This is a genomic window from Amycolatopsis sp. cmx-11-12 (genome assembly GCF_046269425.1).
Taxonomy (GTDB): Bacteria; Actinomycetota; Actinomycetes; order Mycobacteriales; family Pseudonocardiaceae; genus Amycolatopsis.
The window spans coordinates 57,008-72,470 of record NZ_JADNQM010000028.1 but is presented as its reverse complement, the minus strand read 5'-3'; the positions used below and the strand labels follow the sequence as shown (position 1 = coordinate 72,470).

Here is a 15,463-nt window from a genome sequence, read left to right as displayed (position 1 = left end):
GACGAAGTACCGGACGTGATGAGGAGAACCCTATGCGCAAGCGGTATTACGCGGCGTTGGCCGGGCTGGTCGTGGCGGCGGCGGGAATCGGCGTGCCCGCCGCGGCGACCGCGGGGGAGCAGCGCGCCGAGAGTGAGCGGCAGTCGTGCCAACGTTCGTTCGACCGCGCCGTCTGGGAGGACATGGACAGCTACAACAAACGCGACGAGGCCCGCTACCGGGCGATCATCCACAAGAACATGGTCACCGTCGGGCGCAAGGGGCAGCTGTTCATCGGCTACGACGCCAACGTGGATCCGGTGGTCAAGGAGCAGTTCAAGGTTCCGTACGAGTACAGCATGCCGTGGACGGTCACCCACACCGTCGTCGAGAACTGCGCGATGGGCTTCGCGATCCTCGACGCCTACTACAAGGTGCCGTCGCAGAACATCAACCGGCACTACACGATCAGCCTGACGCTGGTGCGCGAGCACGGTAAGTGGCAGGTCATCAAGGACACCGTGACCGACGTCCTGCCCTGAGGGGTCTGGCGCAAGTAGTCCTCTAGTTGCGGTAGTTGCGTGTGCAAGGACCGCAACTAGAGGACTACTTGCGGTCGGTGGGCGGGTGCCCTTACGGTTTGCGGCCGACCCCGGCGTACGGGAGCGCGTTGATCGCCGGGTCGTCGGACATGTCCCCGGCGCCCTGTGGCTTCCACATCGCGCAGCCGACGACGCCGGGCTCGACGACGTCGAAACCGTCGAAGAACGACAGCACCTGGTCGTGGGTCCGGGGGATCGGGTCGTTCCGTGTGCCCTTGTACGCTTCGATCGCCTCGTCGAGCCCGCGCGAGTCCGCGTCGGCGGCGACGTGTGAGAGGGCGAGGAAGCTGCCAGGGGCGATCCGTTCCCGGTAGCGGGACAGGATCGCGTGCGGTTCCCACGAATCCGGCACGAAATGCAACAGCAGCAACATGAACACGCCGACCGGCTGGTCGAGGTCCAGCAGCTCCTGAGCTTCCGGCGCGGTGAGGATGTCGTTGGCGTCGCGCAGATCGGCCTGGATCGCCGCACACCGGTCGTTGTCGCGCAGCAGGAGTTTCGCGTGCGCCACCGCGACCGATTCGCGATCCACGTAGACCACCCGGCAGGACGGGTCGACCTGCTGGACGATCTCGTGCAGGTTGCCGACGGTCGGGATCCCGGAGCCGATGTCGAGGAACTGCCGTATGCCGGCTTCGACCATGTACAGGGCGGCACGGCGAAGGAAAGCGCGGTTGAGCCGGGCCGCGTCGCGGACCCCCGGCATGATCTTCAGTACCTGATCACCCAGGTCGCGGTCGGCCTGGAAGTTGTGGTCGCCGTCGAGCCAGTAGTCGTAGACCCGGGCTGGATTCGGCACGCTCGTGTCGACCTCGGGGGGCACCCAGCTCAGGTTGGAAGTCACCGTCGTCGCCACCGTTCGGTTGGGATTGGCGTTGGGGCACAGGAGTCTAGCGGGCGCCGATGCCGGGCTCGCCATCGTCCGATCGTGTGGATGTGCGGCGGCGGAACCCCATCCGCCGTCCTGCGGTCCTAAAGTGGCCGGGTTCAGCGTTCAGGCACCGGGAGACGAGCACGATGGCACCACCTCCGGACGTCCCCGTCGCACCAGGCCGGTGGCCGCTGCTCGGCCACACCGTGCCGATGCTCCGTGATCCGCTGAAACTGTTGTCGGAGCTGCGATCGCACGGCGACGTCGTCCGACTCGACTTCGGCCCGATGCCGGTTTACCTGGTCACCACGCCGGAACTGGCCTGGCGGCTGCTCGCCGCCGACGCGGGGAAGTTCGACAAAGGCCTTGTGTTCGATAAAATGCGGCCGTTGTTCGGCGACGGGCTCGCGACTTCCAACGGCGCTTTCAACCAGCGGCAACGGCGGATGATGTTGCCCGCCTTCCAGCGAAGCCGTATCGCGCTCTACGCCGAGACGACGATGACGAAGCTCGCTGTAGAGCTTGCCGACTCGTGGAAACCGGGCGAGGTGGTGGAATTCGACCGCCGGATGCAGGATCTCGCGCTGACCATCTCCGGGCGCACGCTGTTCTCCACGGAACTCGGCGACGACGCGCTCGCCGAAATCCAGCGGTCGATCCCGATCATGCTGAAGTACGTCATGGTCCGGGCCTTCTCGCCGAAGTTCGTGGAACGGCTGCCGATCCCGGCGAACCGCGAGTTCGACGCCGCGGCCGCGCGCCTGCGGCAGGTCATCGGCGACGCGGTCCTCAAGGCCCGCGAGAAGGGCGGCGATCAGGGCGATCTGCTGTCGATGTTGTTGCTGGCCAAGGACGACGAGACCGGTGAGAAGATGACCGACCGGCAGGTAGAGGACGAGGTCATCACGATCCTCACCACCGGCGCCGAGACCACCGCCGTCGCGCTGGCGTGGTTCTTCCACGAGATCGGGCAGCGGCCAGACATCGAGCGCCGGTTCCACGCCGAGGTCGACGAGGTGCTGGCCGGCGGGCCCGCGCGGTTCGAACACCTGCCACGCCTGGTCTACACGCAGCGGATCATCAACGAGGTCGTCCGCCGGACCCCGCCGGTGATCCTGATGCGACGCGCGCGGGAGGACGTCGAACTCGGCGGGGTGCGCATTCCCGCCGGTACCGAGGTCGCGGTCAGCCAGCACACGCTGCACCGCGATCCGCGCTGGTTCCCCGAACCCGGCCGGTTCGACCCGGACCGCTGGGAGCCGGAGCGGGCCGCCGCGGTACCGAAGGGCGCCTTCATCCCGTTCGGCGCCGGGCCCCGGCTGTGCCCCGGCCACCAGTTCGCCCCCACGGAGATCGCGTTGGTCGCGGCGACGATCGGCGCGCGGTGGCGGCTGGTGCCGGTACCAGGGGTGAAGGTCTTTCCCAAGATCAAAGCGACGATGCAGCCGAACCGGTTGCCGATGACCGTGTTGCCGAGAACATCGGGCTGACGGTGAGCGTGTGACTACCACGTGTAGGGTTCGTGCTCCTTCCGAGCGTTCCGATTCCGGAGAGGGTTCTGTGAGAATGCCGCTCAAACTGGCCACGGCGGTGGCCGCCTGCTGCGCGCTCCTCGGTGGGTTCCTGGTCGCCGCCCCGGCGGCGGCCGTCGAGATCCGCTGTACCGACCTGGACCTGCCGGTGACCGGTCCACTCGGCGAACCCGCCACGGTGCACGGCCGCTTCTGCCTGCCCGAAGGCCCGACGCCCAAGGCGGTCCAGCTGCTGGTGCACGGCGGCACCTACAACAGCGCCTACTGGGATCTGCCCTACGACCCGGATCGCTACTCCTATCAGCGCGACATGGCCAAACACGGCTACGCGACGTTCGCCGCGGACCAGCTCGGTTCGGGCGGGAGCAGCAAACCGGTCAGCCTTCCGCTCCTGCTGCCGGTACTGGCGCGATCGATGCACGAAGTGATCGGCCACCTCCGTGCGGGACGGGTCGGCGGCACGCCGTTCGAGAAGGTCGTGATCGTCGGGCATTCGGTCGGTTCGGGCATCGTCGCGGCGGAAGCGTCGACATACCAGGACGTCGACGGCGTGATCCTCAGCGGTATGACGCATCTGCCGTCGGTGCCGGCCTTGACCCTCGGCGTGCTGTTCGGCCTGCAACCCGCTTTCGCGGACGACCGGCTCGGTTCGCTCGGCAGTGATCCGCTCTATTTCACGACGAAACCGGGAGCGCGTGCCGGGCTGTTCTACGCGACGGAAAATACCGACCCAGGCGTCATCGCGGCCGATGAGGCGACCAAGGATCAGGTGTCGGTCCCGGGAATGGGAACCGTCGCCGTGTTCGGCATCGTACTGCCCGCGACAAAAGCCATCCGGGTGCCGGTCTTCCAGGCGGTCGGGGAGAAGGACATCCTGTTCTGCGGTCTGTTCGCACTCCGGAACTGTTCGAGCGCGGCGACGCTGCGTCCGGCGGAAGCGCCGTATTACCGGCCCGAGGCGGAACTTTCCACCTATGTTCTGCCCGGTGCCGGACATTCGTTGGCGCTACACCGCAACGCGTCCCAGTATCGGGACGCCACCCGCGGTTGGCTGAGGGATAAGGTCGGTGTTGCAGTACCGTAGGATTACCACCCGATTGGGTGGCCGGTAAACCGTGAGTACCGAACGAGAATCGTGGAGGATGTTTCTCCACCACGGAATGCGAAAACGACCCGAGGACCGGCAGACGTGACTGCCCCATTTCCGGACGGCGACGAGCACTCCGCATCGCCGGACGCCCCGAAGAGAACTGCGTCCTCCGCTTCGCCGAAGAGGAAGAATGCCGCGCCGACGCGGGCCACACTCGCCCGCAAGTGGGCCTACCTGGTCACCGGTACGGCGTATCTTCCGTATACCCACGCCCAGATCGAAGAGCATTTCGCCGCTCTGCTGGACGAGGTGTTCGCCGCGGTGCTGAGTGACGACGCCGAACCCGCGCAGGCCGCCGAAGCCGGCGCGCGGCTCGTCGCGCTCAGATGCGTCGGGCCCGACAGCCTGCGTCGCACGATGGAGGTCCTGGGCAAGGGGCTCCTGCACGAACCGGAGTTGCGGAGCGTGAAGTCGCTCCCCGAACGAGTGCTGCAGGTGCTCGGCGCGCTCGCGTCCGGTTACGGCGAGGCCTTGCGCGAGAGTATCCAGACGCAGCAGGAGGATCTGACCCGCACGCTGGTCACCCTCGAACGCGAGACGCGGCGTGAACTGGTGCTCACGCAGGCGCGCTTCGAGCAGTTGTTCACCGGTTCGAAGACCGGGGTGGCCGTCACCAGGGTGGACGGCCGCGTCCAGCGGGTGAACCCGGCGTTCGCCGAGATGCTGAACCGGCCTGTCTCGGACCTGATCGGGCTCAACCTCTACGATCTGGTCCACCGGGAAGACGCCGACGGCCTGCGTGAGGGCTACCGGAAGCTGCTGGAAGGCAAGACGCAGCGGCTCGAACTGTCGCGAAGACTCGTCACCGAAGACGAGGAACCGACCTGGGGCGGGTTCACCGGCGCGGTGATCCGTGACCCGGCGGGCGACGCCCAGCAGCTGATCACCCTCGTCGACGGTGACACCGACGTCTCCCTGCTCCAACGGCAGTTGAGCCGCCAGGCCCTGCACGATCCACTGACCGGCCTGCCGAACCGGCAGTTCTTCGGTACCCGCCTCGAGCGGGCGCTGCGACACGCCGACCCGGCCTTCGGCGTCACGGTCTACCACCTCGACCTCGACGGATTCTCCCTGATCGCGGGCGGGCTCGGCCAGAAACAGAGCGATGACCTGCTGAAGAACGTCGCCGCGAAGCTGCGGGCAGTCGTGGGCGGTGAGGACGCGCTCGTCGCCAGGCTCGGCGGAGACGAGTTCGGCATCCTCATCCAGAACACCGCCACCAGCCCGGACGTCGCCACCGTCATCGGCATGATCAACCAGGAACTGGCCGAGCCGGTCTACCTCGAAGGCGGGAGCGGAGTCGCGGTCTCGGCCTGTGTCGGCGTCGTGCACCGGCCGCCGAGGGATATCGCGCCGAACGAACTGCTGCGCGTCTCCGACATGACACTGCGCCGGGCACAGTCCAACGGCTACCGGCAGTGGGCGCTGTCCGACTCCGCCCTCGACACCAGGGAACGGCACGAGTTCAGCCTGGCCGTCTCCATGGCCGGTGCGTGGGAGACCGGCGAGATCGAGGTCCATTTCCGGCCGCTGACCTGGCTGGCGGACAGCACACCGGCGGGCATCGAGGCGAGACTCGCGTGGAACCATCCCCGCCACGGCCGGATCGGTCACGACACCTGCGTCCGCTTCGCCGACGACACCGGTCTCATCGTGCCGCTCGGTGAATGGCTCATCCGCACCGCGTGCGAGGAAGCGGACGACAGGCTCCCGATGGTCGTGGGACTGACCCCGCACCAGGCCGCGGATCCGGATCTCGTCGGCTCGGTGCGGCAGGTGCTCACCGCGACCGGTCTCGGGCCGTCACGACTGCGGCTGGGTTTCCCGGCCGGTGCCGTACTCGCCGAACTCGGGGAGACCGTCGACAACCTGCATCTTCTCGCCGAGGTCGGGGTGGACGCGGAACTGCAGGACTTCGGCGCGGCCGGCGACGTCGTCTGTCTTGTGGACGTGCCCGTGCGGACGGTCCGGATCGCTCCGCGGCTGACCGAGCGGCGGACGGAACCGTTGGCCGAACGCTCACTGCGGAACCTCATCGAGACCGCGACCATCGCGGGTGCGACGGTGATCGCGGACGGGATCGACTCGACCGGCGACGCCGGATGGTGGCTGAACGCCGGTGCCCACATCGGGGCGGGCCGGTACTTCGGTTAGGCCATCTGCCGCACTCGCGAGGCGCTAAGTTACCGGAGGGTTGACGTGCGCGGGCGGATTGGGCAGCATCCCAGGTCCCGCACCACACCTCGGAGGCATGCACATGCAGGTAGGCCCGAGGCGTGGACGGCGTTTCACCGCGCCCGTCGTCGTCTTGAGCCTGTTGCTGGTGATCGCGCTCGGCGCCTGGTGGGGCGTCGACTATCTGCGCGCCCGGTTGGCGGGCAACGGTTGTGACGCGCTGACGCCGGTCGAGATCACCGCCGCGCCCGACGTGTCGCCGGTGCTCACGCGGCTCGCGACCACCGTGCCGCAGGAAGAATGCTTCAGTGTCACCGTGACCGCGAGCGAGTCGGCCACGACCGCCGACCTGCTCGGGACCACCACCTCCGGCGGGCCCGACGTCTGGATTCCCGAGTCGAGCACGATGTTGTCGCAGGCCAGGGACGCCGGTGCGTGGAACCTGCCGGAATCCGGTCAGTCGGTGGCGAATTCCCCGGTGGTGCTGGGACTTCCCGACGAGACCGCGCGAAGGTTCGGCTGGCCGGGGAGAACCCCCGCCTGGCAAGAGATCCTCGACGATTCCCCGGTCGGGATGCTGGACCCGGCCCGTGATCCGCTGGGTATCGCCACCCTGCTCGGGCTGCGGAAGCTGACCGAGCAGGCGCCCGATCCGGCAGCGGCCTTCACCGCCGTCATGCGGAAGCTGAATCCGGCTCCCGGGCAGTTTCCGGCCACCTTCCCGGCGACCGAACAATCCGTGCTCGCCCGGAATCTGGTGGCGGCCTACCCGGGTGTCCCGGTACAGGGCTTCGACTACCCGTATGTCGTGCTGCCCAAGGCTTCGGAGGCGTCGAGGACCGGGGCGGAACGCTTTCTGCGGCTGCTGCTCGATCCGCTCGCCGGCGCGACCTTCGCCGACGCGGGATTCCGGGCGCCGACCGGGCAGTTCGCCGTCCCGCGAGCGCAGGACAGCCGGACCGATCCGGCACCGCATCCGCCAGGTGCCCCGCCGTCGTCGGAGCTGTACGCCGCGTTGCAGGCCTGGGCGGGGACGAACCTGAGCGCCCGGGTCCAGGTGCTGCTCGACGTCTCCGGTTCGATGGCCGCCGCCGTACCGGGCGCGGGGAAGAGCCGGATGGAACTCACCTTGCAGGCCGCGACGCAGGGACTCGGGCTGTTCAAGCCGACCACGGAACTGGGGCTGTGGCTGTTCTCGACCAAAATGGACGGTGACAAGGACTACCGTGTCCTGCTGCCGATGCGGACGATAGCCGAGCAGAAGTCCTCGGGCGGAGTCGAACAACTACAGGCGGTGCGGCCGAAACCCGGTGGGGCGACCGGCCTCTACGACTCGATCCTCGCCGCGTACCAGAACGCCAGGCAGAACTGGAAACCCGGCCGGATCAACCTCGTCGTCGTCCTCACCGACGGGCGCAACGAGGACACCGACACGGTCGGGCTGCCGCGGTTGCTGGAAGAACTGGGCAAGCTCCAGGACCCGCGGAAACCGTTGCCCGTCATCGGGATCGGCATCGGGCCGGATATCGACGCGGCCGAACTGCGGCAGGTTTCCACCGCCACCGGCGGGGAATCGTTCACCACCCCCGATCCGCGGAAGATCTCCGACGTCTTCTACCAGGCGCTGAGCAAGATCATGTGCCAGCCGCCGACCTGCAAGAATTGAGGCAAGACGTGGTTGTCCGGGGGGTAAGACCTTCGCTGGTCACGCTCGCGGCGTTCGTCGCCGCTGTCGTCCCGTTCGTCCTGCACGCGTGGGCAGCGCTGCGCGGCAGCCTCGCGCAAGACGACTTCGTCATCACCTACCACGCCGCGAAGGCAGGGCCCTTCGAGTTCGGCTACTTCTTCCAGGACTACCACGGCCACCTCGCGCCGGGTGGCTTCCTGCTCGCCGACCTGCTGACCGCTTGGGCACCGTTGAACTTCGCCGTGCTGATGGCGCCGGTCCTGGTGATGCAGTCGGCGTCATCGGCTCTCTTGTGGACGGTCCTGGTGCGGTGTTTCGGGCGCCGTTGGGGGATTCTCGTCCCGTTCACGATGTTCACGACGTCGACCTTGCTGCTCGTTCCGACGTTGTGGTGGGCCTACGCGATCCAGATCGCGCCGGTGCTGCTGGCCACCACGGCCGCCCTGCACGCGCACGTCCGGTATCTCGCCGACGGCGGGCGCTGGGCGATCGCCACCGTGGCCTGGACCGTCTTCGGGCTCGCCTTCTACGAAAAGGCGGTGTTCATCCCGGTGCTGCTCGCCGGGATCACCGTGCTGCTCGGGATTTCCCTGCGACGGCACGTCGTGCTGTGGGGTGTTCTCGCCGCTCTGATCGCCGGTTATGCCGCGGTTTTCCTGGCGCTGACCACGAGCCAGGTCGGGCAAGGCGGCGGTCCGGTCACCGTCGGCACGATCGCTGACATGACGGGGCGGATGCTCGGCGACATCCTGGTGCCGGGGATGGCGGGCGGACCGTGGTCGGGCCCCGGTCCCGGTGCGACGTTCGCCGCTTCCCCTGTCGTGGTGCGGGTTCTCCTGCTGCTCTTGGCGGTCGCCGTCCTTGTCCTGGGAGTGCGTGTCGGTGGCCTGAGGGCGAAGAAGGCGTGGCTCTTGCTGGGTTTGGTCTTCGTGGCGGACATCGGGCTTTCCGCGGCCACCCGGCTCACCGAGGTCGGCCCGGAACTGGGCAGCGATCCCCGTTATGTCGCCGACCTGACGCTCGTCGTCGCGTTGTGCGCCGCTTTCGCCTTCCTGGAGCCGAAACCTTTCGACCGGCCCTCGGATACCGAGCTGTCCACGGCGCGACGTCCCGTGGCGCTGGCGTTGTGCGTCGGCCTGATCGCGAGTTCCGCCGTGGGTTTCTCCCGGCTGGCACCGGGATTGCGGTTCGAGCATTCCCGGGAGTTCCTCGCCAACGCGCGGACCTCGATCGAATGGGATCCCGATCTCGTCCTGTACGACACGACGGTGCCGAACGACATCCTGCACGCCTGGTTCGGCGAGAACGCCCGCACTTCCCGGGTCGTGGGCCTGATCCCGGGGGTGCTGTTCGACCAGCCGACAAGCCGGATGTCCCTTTTGGACGACTCGGGCACCGCGCGGGCGATCACCGGCGTGGAACCGGTTTCCCGCGGCCTGCCCGGTCCGGTGGCGGGCTGTGGGTACACCGTCGGCGAGCAACTGGTCCGGGTTCCGTTGGACACACCCGTTCTCGGCCGCTACCTGCTGCGGATCGACTACTTCACTTCGGACGGTGGCGAAGGCGTCGTGGACCGTGACGGTGTGCGCGTGCCGGTGTGGTTCCAGCCCGGCCTGCACACGATGTACCTGCCGATCGAGGGCCTGTTCGACAAGGTCGGTTTCCAGTTGTCCGCCAAGGGCGCTCCCGTCTGCCTCGCGAAGGTCGACGTCGGCAGGCCGCTGACTCAATAAGGGTCGTACGGGCTGTCGTGGCCGAAGATCTTCGCCACGGGCGCCAACCGGAGCCGCAGCAGGATCTTGATCCCGACGTTGCGCACGAACCACGGTAACTGGGCCACCACGCGCAGGCGGTCCTTCGCCGACGGCGGCGTGAGCCGGAACCTGGCCATCGACGTCGCGCGGTCGAGGTAGGTGTAGCGCCGTCCGAAGAGGACTTTCGCGATCGTACCCAGGGTGACACCGATCGAGGAAAAGCAGTCGTGGACGAGGATTTCCCCACCGTCGGCCAAGTTCGTCGACCAGCGCAGGTCGTCGGTGTAGGTCCAGTAGTCGTGTTTGCCGTCGATGTAGAGCAACTGGATCGGACGGTCCCAGCGCGGCCGGAGTTTCGTGCTGTACTCCGCCACCAGTTCCACGACGTCTTCGACGCCCGCCTTCCGAAGGTTCGCCTCGAACCGTTGGCGTGTCGGCGATCCACCGAAGAGCCGCCCGTCGACGAAGGGGTCGACGGCGACCACCGTGGCGCCGACCGTGCGGGCCGCGGTGGCGAGCACGATCGTCGAACGACCCTGGTGGCTGCCGATTTCGACGATCAAATCGCCCTTGTCCAGGCGGCAGGCGGCGTTCCACAGGGCGAGGCCTTGATCCCGCGTCATCCAGCCCTTGACGGGTTCGGCGAGCGACCACGCTTCTTCGAAACCGTCTGTCATAGGCGCATAGTAGCCACGTTTCCGCCTAGTATCTACCGGATGGTAACCCCCGGCACGCTCGTGAAGAAGCCGAGCACATGGATCGTGCTGGCGCTGACCGTGCTGTCCTTTGTGCAGCGTCCGGGCAGGACGACGTTCGACACCAAACTCGATCTCGCCGTGGATCCGCTGGCCTTCCTCGGCCGCGCGCTGCACCTGTGGAATCCCCAGGCGACGGCGGGGGAACTGCAGAACCAGGCGTACGGCTACCTGTTCCCGATGGGGCCGTTCTTCGCGGTGTGCCAAGCCGTCGGGATGCCGGTGTGGATCGCGCAGCGGCTGTGGTGCGCGATCCTGCTTTCGGTCGCGTTCGGCGGCGCCCTGCTGGTCGCTCGCGCACTGAAAATAGGGAACGAACGGACTCGGCTGATCGGAGCAGTCGGGTACGCCCTCGCGCCGAGGATGGTCACCGAGATCGGTTCGCTGTCCTCGGAAATGCTGCCCGCCGTCCTGCTGCCGTGGGTGCTGCTGCCGCTGATCCTCGCCGACCGGATCGGTTCGCCACGGCGCGCCGCCGGGTTGTCCGCGCTCGCCGTACTGTGCATGGGCGGGATCAACGGCGCGATGGTCGTGATGGCGCTCGTGCTGCCCGGATTGTGGCTGCTGACCAGGAAATGGCGAAGCACGCACGTCGCGCTGGTCATCTGGTGGTTCGTCTTCGTCGTCGGTGTGGTGCTGTGGTGGATCCTGCCGCTGGTGCTGCTCGGCCAGTACAGCCTGCCGTTCCTGGACTACATCGAATCCGCGACGAACACCACCGCGCCGATGTCGTTGTTCGAGGTGCTGCGCGGGACCAACCAGTGGGTCGCCTACGTCGTGCAGGGCACGCCGTGGTGGCCGTCGGGCTGGGCCCTGATCGACAATCCCGTGCTGATGGCGGCCACCGGGCTGGTGGCCGCGGTCGGGCTGTTCGGCCTCGCGCGGCGCGGGTTGCCCGAACGACGGTTCCTGATGCTCGGTGTCCTCACCGGGCTGACGCTGCTGACCGTCGGCTACGTCGGGACGCTCGACAGTCCGCTCGCGGAACCTGTGCGGCACCTGCTCGACGGCCCGCTCGCGCCGTTGCGCAACGTGCACAAATTCGAGCCGGTGCTGCGACTGCCGCTGATGCTGGCGTTCGTACACGGTATTACGAGTGCCGCGCCCGCCCTGCGGCGGCATCTACGGCCCGCGCTCGGCGCGTTACTGGTCGTGGTGATGGCCGCGCCGGTGTGGCTGCTGATGTTGCGGCCCGGTCCGGGCTGGGACGAGGTGCCGGGGTACTGGTACGACGCGATGGGCCACGTCGCCGAAACCGATCCGAACGCGCGGACGTTGCTGCTGCCCGCGACCGGTTTCGGCGAGTACGACTGGGGTCGCACCGTGGACGAACCGGCACAGGCCATCGCGGACAGTCCGTGGGCCGTGCGCAACCAGGTTCCGCTGGGCTCGGAGGGCAACACCCGCCTGATGGACTCGGTCGACGCGGCGTTGGCCGATGGCAGAGGGGATCCCGGGCTCGCCGCTTTGCTCGCGCGGTCGGGCTACCGGTTCCTGATGCTGCGCGGGGACATCGACCGTGCCAAGGTCGGCGCTCCCGACTTCACGACGTTGCGCGCCGGGCTGGCGGGGTCGCCGGGGATCGAAAAGGCGGCCGAGTTCGGGCCGCTGGAGATCTACGAGGTGAAACGGCCGGTGCCGCTGGTCACCGCGACGTCCGCGAAGGACGTCCCGACGGTGAGCGGTGGCCCGGAGAACCTGCTGCCGCTGATGAACTCCGGTCAGCTCGATCCCGGCACGCCGACCGTGCTGACCGGAGACGGCGGTTCGCCGACCGGACCGCGGTTGGTCACCGACGGGCTGCGCCGCGCCGAACGCAACGTCGGCGGGGTGCGGGACAACCTGAGCCAGACGCTGACGGCCGGGGAATCGCCGCGACAGCAACGAGCCGCACTGGACGTGCTGCCGTTCCCGGGGGAGCAGCACCAGACCATGGCCGCGTACCGGGGGATCCGTTCGGTCAGCGCGTCGACGGCGGCGTCGTTCGCGGACGCTTTCGGCGGTTCGGATCCGAGCCATCAGCCGTTCGCCGCGCTGGACGGGGATCCGCGGACCGCTTGGCATTCCTCGAGCTTCACCGGTCCGATCGGGGAATGGCTCGAGGTCGAACTGGACACCCCGAGGCTGGTGAACACGGTCGATCTCGCGATGGTCGACGACATCCGCGTCGGCTGGCCGCCGACCCGGATCCGGATCACCACGGACAACGGTTCCGTCGATCACCAGGTCGTCCGGGGCGAAGGGGCGCACACCTATCCGGCGCCGGCGGGCGTGACGCGCAAGGTGCGGATCACGTTGCTGTCGCTCGTGGTCGGCAGGCAGGACGGCAACGTCGGCATCTCGGACCTGAAGATCCCCGGTGCCGAACCGCAACGCGCGCTCGAAGTCCCCGCCGACCTTTCCGCGGGTGCGGCACCGGGTTTCGTTTTCACGCGAGGCCAGCAGCCGAGGTACGCGTGTGTACCGGACAACGGACACGTCCGCTGCGACGCCAACGCGGGCCGCGACGGTGAAGAACCGGACGGGATCCGGCGGCTGTTCTCGACGACGTCGCAGAGTGCCTACGAGTTCGGCGGCACCGTGCTGCCCGCCGGTGGTGGCCGTGCTCCGGTGACCCTGTCCGGTGTTCAGGTGAGCGGAACTTCGCAACTGGGCGGCGATCCCGCGGCGGGCGCGTTCGCCGCCGTGGACGGGAATCCCGCGACCGCGTGGCAGCCTGACGTCACCGACCTGCGGCCGACGTTGACGCTGGACTGGACTTCGCCGAAGACGATCTCCGGAATCCGCGTCGCCGCCGATCCGGGTGGGACGGCTCGCGCGCCTGCGCGGCTGGAGCTGACGACGCCGACGTCGAGCCGCTCCGTCGAACTCGACGCCTCCGGCGCCGCGACGTTCCCGCCGTTGGACACTTCGCAGCTGAAGATCGCGTTCGCCGGCCTCGACGACGACCAGCGGACCAGGAACTCGCTGGGGATCGGGAGTCTGTCCCTGACCGGTGCGGAATTGCCCGCGTCTCCCGCGGAATTCAGCCTGCCTTGCGGGTCGGGCCCGAACGTCCACCTGGACGGCTTCGACTACGACACGTCCGTGCGCGGCACGCTCGCCGACTTCGCCGCACACCGGCCGCTGAGCCTCTCCGCTTGTCCCGATTCGCAGGGCGGCGTGGATCTGGCCTCGGGCGGGCACGAACTGCGCACCGACCGGTCCGAGTCCTTTGTGGTCCAGGACTTGTGGCTCAAACCCGTCGGACAGTCTTCTGGACCTGTCGGTCACCGCGCGGTCTCCGTGGACACTTGGGACGCGACGTCCCGGACGGTCACCGTGGCAGGCGGCGACGAGTCCATTTTGGCCGTTCCGGAGAACGCCAACGCGGGCTGGGTCGCTTCGTTGAACGGGACTCCGCTGGTGAAGACGCGCGTCGACGGCTGGCAGCAAGCATGGATCCTGCCCGCCGGCTCCGGTGGTGTCGTCCAACTCGAGTTCACCCCGGACTGGAAGTACCGCTCCGGCCTGCTGATCGGCGCCATCGCGATCCTGGCGGTGCTGGCAGGCGTACTGTGGCCGGTCCGTCGGCGACGGGTCTCTGTCGAGGCGGGATCCGGCGCCGCCGTCCCGGTGGTGCTCATCGGACTGCTGGCCGTCCTCGGCGGAATGCTGCCGATCGTGCTGCTGATCGCCGTCCTCCTGGCCCGCCAGTTCAGTGAACGGGCTCCGCGGTATCTCGCTTTCGGCGGGATGGTCGTGGGGACGGTCGTCGCGGTGGTGGGGCGGCTGCTGGGGCACGGGCAGGAGTGGGCTTATGGACCGGTGACGCAGGCTTCGCTGCTGCTGGCGGCGGCGGCGATGGTGGCGATGTGTGTGCCTTGGTTCGCGGGGCGCGAAGTCGAGAGTGACAGAGTGTGAGGGGTGTGTGGAAATAGGGACGTTGAGTGTCCCTATTTCCACACACCCCTGCTTCAGCGGACCTGTCACGACGTGAGTTCGCGGTTTTTGTCGGTGGCCTGGCTCAACCTGATCAGGTGCGAAGAGGAGAGTGGGCCCAGCACCCCCTGCTGACCGGTGGACCGGCCGTGGTCGGGGTCAAGGGGCTCGAAGAACTAGGGGTGCCCAGGCGAACGATCTGGCGCCGGTGCGAACCCGGCGGTGCCTGGCGGATGCTGCTGCCTGGAGTCGTGCTGCTCGGAACCGGCGAGCCGACCGATGAGCAGCGGATCGAGGCGGGTCTGGTCCATGCTCGAGAAGGCTCGGTGCTCACCGGTGTGCCCGCGCTCAGGCGTTACGGCCTGAGAAAGCTTCCGGATTTCGATGGCGTGCATATCCTTGTTCCCGCCGACCGAGCGATCGCCAGTACCGGATTCGTCCATATCGAACGGACACGGCGCCTGCCTGTGCCGAGGATCAGAGCCGGTGTTCCCGCCGCTCCTGTGCCGCGAGCGGTGATCGACGCGGCACGTCGGGCGCCCGACGTGGACGCGATCGTGGCGATGATGGCCGAAGCGGTGCAAGAGCGTCATTGCCTGCCGCAGGCGCTCGCCGTCGAAATCGACGATCGGTCACGAATCGACGGGAGATTGCTGAGGGCACTGGTACCCATCTTGGGCGGCGCGCATTCGGTCGCCGAGGCGGACGCGTGGAACCTGTGGGCGCGTTCGGGCCTGCCGAAGTTCCAGTGGAACGTGAGCGTCTTCGATGCGGTGGGCCGGTTCGTCGCGAAGCCGGATGGCTGGTGCGACGAGGTCGCGTTCGCCTGGGAAATCGATTCCCGCGGCTATCACTCCGAGGGTGACCACTTCCGGGCCACCCTCGCGCGGAACGCGCGCTATGCCGCTGCCGGCATCGTGGTCCTCCAGACGCTGCCGTCCCGTATCCGATCCGAACCGGACAAGGTCTTGGCCGAACTCCGAGCGGCGTTCGAAAGTGCCCGGCGACGTCCGCGACCCGACGTGCGGCTCCGATGA

Annotated in this window: 10 protein-coding genes; 8 read left to right on the top strand and 2 right to left on the bottom strand. The window is 68.0% G+C overall.

The genetic code is table 11. The features are described 5' to 3' along the window. Positions 1-32 precede the first annotated feature (32 nt). Positions 33-521: a hypothetical protein gene (locus ACLARN_RS31260; RefSeq protein WP_409495062.1), complete on the top strand. Its 489-nt coding sequence runs from the start codon at positions 33-35 to the stop codon at positions 519-521. A gap of 91 nt (positions 522-612) precedes the next feature. Here ACLARN_RS31260 and ACLARN_RS31255 read toward each other — a convergent pair whose 3' ends face one another. Further along, positions 613-1,425, bottom strand: coding sequence for an SAM-dependent methyltransferase (locus ACLARN_RS31255; RefSeq protein ID WP_409495061.1), 813 nt, complete (start codon positions 1,423-1,425; stop codon positions 613-615). Positions 1,426-1,598: 173 nt separating this feature from the next. Here ACLARN_RS31255 and ACLARN_RS31250 point away from each other — a divergent pair, with 173 nt between their 5' ends. The 5 genes from ACLARN_RS31250 to ACLARN_RS31230 all read left to right on the top strand — a co-directional run bounded on the left by ACLARN_RS31250 (position 1,599) and on the right by ACLARN_RS31230 (position 9,729). After that, positions 1,599-2,942 carry a cytochrome P450 gene (locus ACLARN_RS31250; RefSeq protein WP_409495060.1) on the top strand — a complete coding sequence of 448 codons (1,344 nt, stop codon included), beginning with the start codon at positions 1,599-1,601 and terminating at the stop codon, positions 2,940-2,942. Positions 2,943-3,018: 76 nt separating this feature from the next. Next, positions 3,019-4,068: an alpha/beta hydrolase gene (locus ACLARN_RS31245; RefSeq protein WP_409495059.1), complete on the top strand. Its 1,050-nt coding sequence runs from the start codon at positions 3,019-3,021 to the stop codon at positions 4,066-4,068. Positions 4,069-4,173: 105 nt separating this feature from the next. Beyond that, positions 4,174-6,288, top strand: coding sequence for a putative bifunctional diguanylate cyclase/phosphodiesterase (locus ACLARN_RS31240; protein WP_409495058.1), 2,115 nt, complete (start codon positions 4,174-4,176; stop codon positions 6,286-6,288). A gap of 97 nt (positions 6,289-6,385) precedes the next feature. Continuing rightward, positions 6,386-7,975 (top strand): substrate-binding and VWA domain-containing protein, encoded by a 1,590-nt coding sequence (locus ACLARN_RS31235; protein WP_409495057.1) that lies wholly within the window; start codon positions 6,386-6,388, stop codon positions 7,973-7,975. Positions 7,976-7,983: 8 nt separating this feature from the next. Beyond that, positions 7,984-9,729 carry a hypothetical protein gene (locus ACLARN_RS31230; protein WP_409495056.1) on the top strand — a complete coding sequence of 582 codons (1,746 nt, stop codon included), beginning with the start codon at positions 7,984-7,986 and terminating at the stop codon, positions 9,727-9,729. Here ACLARN_RS31230 and ACLARN_RS31225 read toward each other — a convergent pair. Continuing rightward, entirely contained in the window at positions 9,723-10,427 is a 705-nt protein-coding gene (locus ACLARN_RS31225) for a class I SAM-dependent methyltransferase (protein ID WP_409495055.1), read from the bottom strand. The genes ACLARN_RS31230 and ACLARN_RS31225 overlap by 7 nt on opposite strands. Before the next feature lie 39 nt (positions 10,428-10,466). On the opposite strand from ACLARN_RS31225, the gene ACLARN_RS31220 reads away from it, so the two are divergent. Both ACLARN_RS31220 and ACLARN_RS31215 read left to right on the top strand, forming a co-directional pair. After that, a complete protein-coding gene (locus tag ACLARN_RS31220) occupies positions 10,467-14,408 on the top strand; it encodes an alpha-(1->3)-arabinofuranosyltransferase (RefSeq protein ID WP_409495054.1) in 3,942 nt (1,313 codons plus the stop codon). 116 nt (positions 14,409-14,524) lie between these two features. Continuing rightward, positions 14,525-15,463, top strand: a complete 939-nt coding sequence (locus ACLARN_RS31215; protein WP_409495053.1) for a hypothetical protein — start codon at positions 14,525-14,527, stop codon at positions 15,461-15,463.

Bases quoted from the DNA above. Each gene is read 5' to 3' on its own strand.
- ACLARN_RS31245 (WP_409495059.1), top strand. From the start codon at position 3,019: ATGCCGCTCAAACTGGCCACGGCGGTGGCCGCCTGCTGCGCGCTCCTC.
- ACLARN_RS31220 (WP_409495054.1), top strand. From the start codon at position 10,467: ATGGTAACCCCCGGCACGCTCGTGAAGAAGCCGAGCACATGGATCGTG.
- ACLARN_RS31235 (WP_409495057.1), top strand. From the start codon at position 6,386: ATGCACATGCAGGTAGGCCCGAGGCGTGGACGGCGTTTCACCGCGCCC.
- ACLARN_RS31260 (WP_409495062.1), top strand. From the start codon at position 33: ATGCGCAAGCGGTATTACGCGGCGTTGGCCGGGCTGGTCGTGGCGGCG.
- ACLARN_RS31250 (WP_409495060.1), top strand. From the start codon at position 1,599: ATGGCACCACCTCCGGACGTCCCCGTCGCACCAGGCCGGTGGCCGCTG.
- ACLARN_RS31225 (WP_409495055.1), bottom strand. From the start codon at position 10,427: ATGACAGACGGTTTCGAAGAAGCGTGGTCGCTCGCCGAACCCGTCAAG.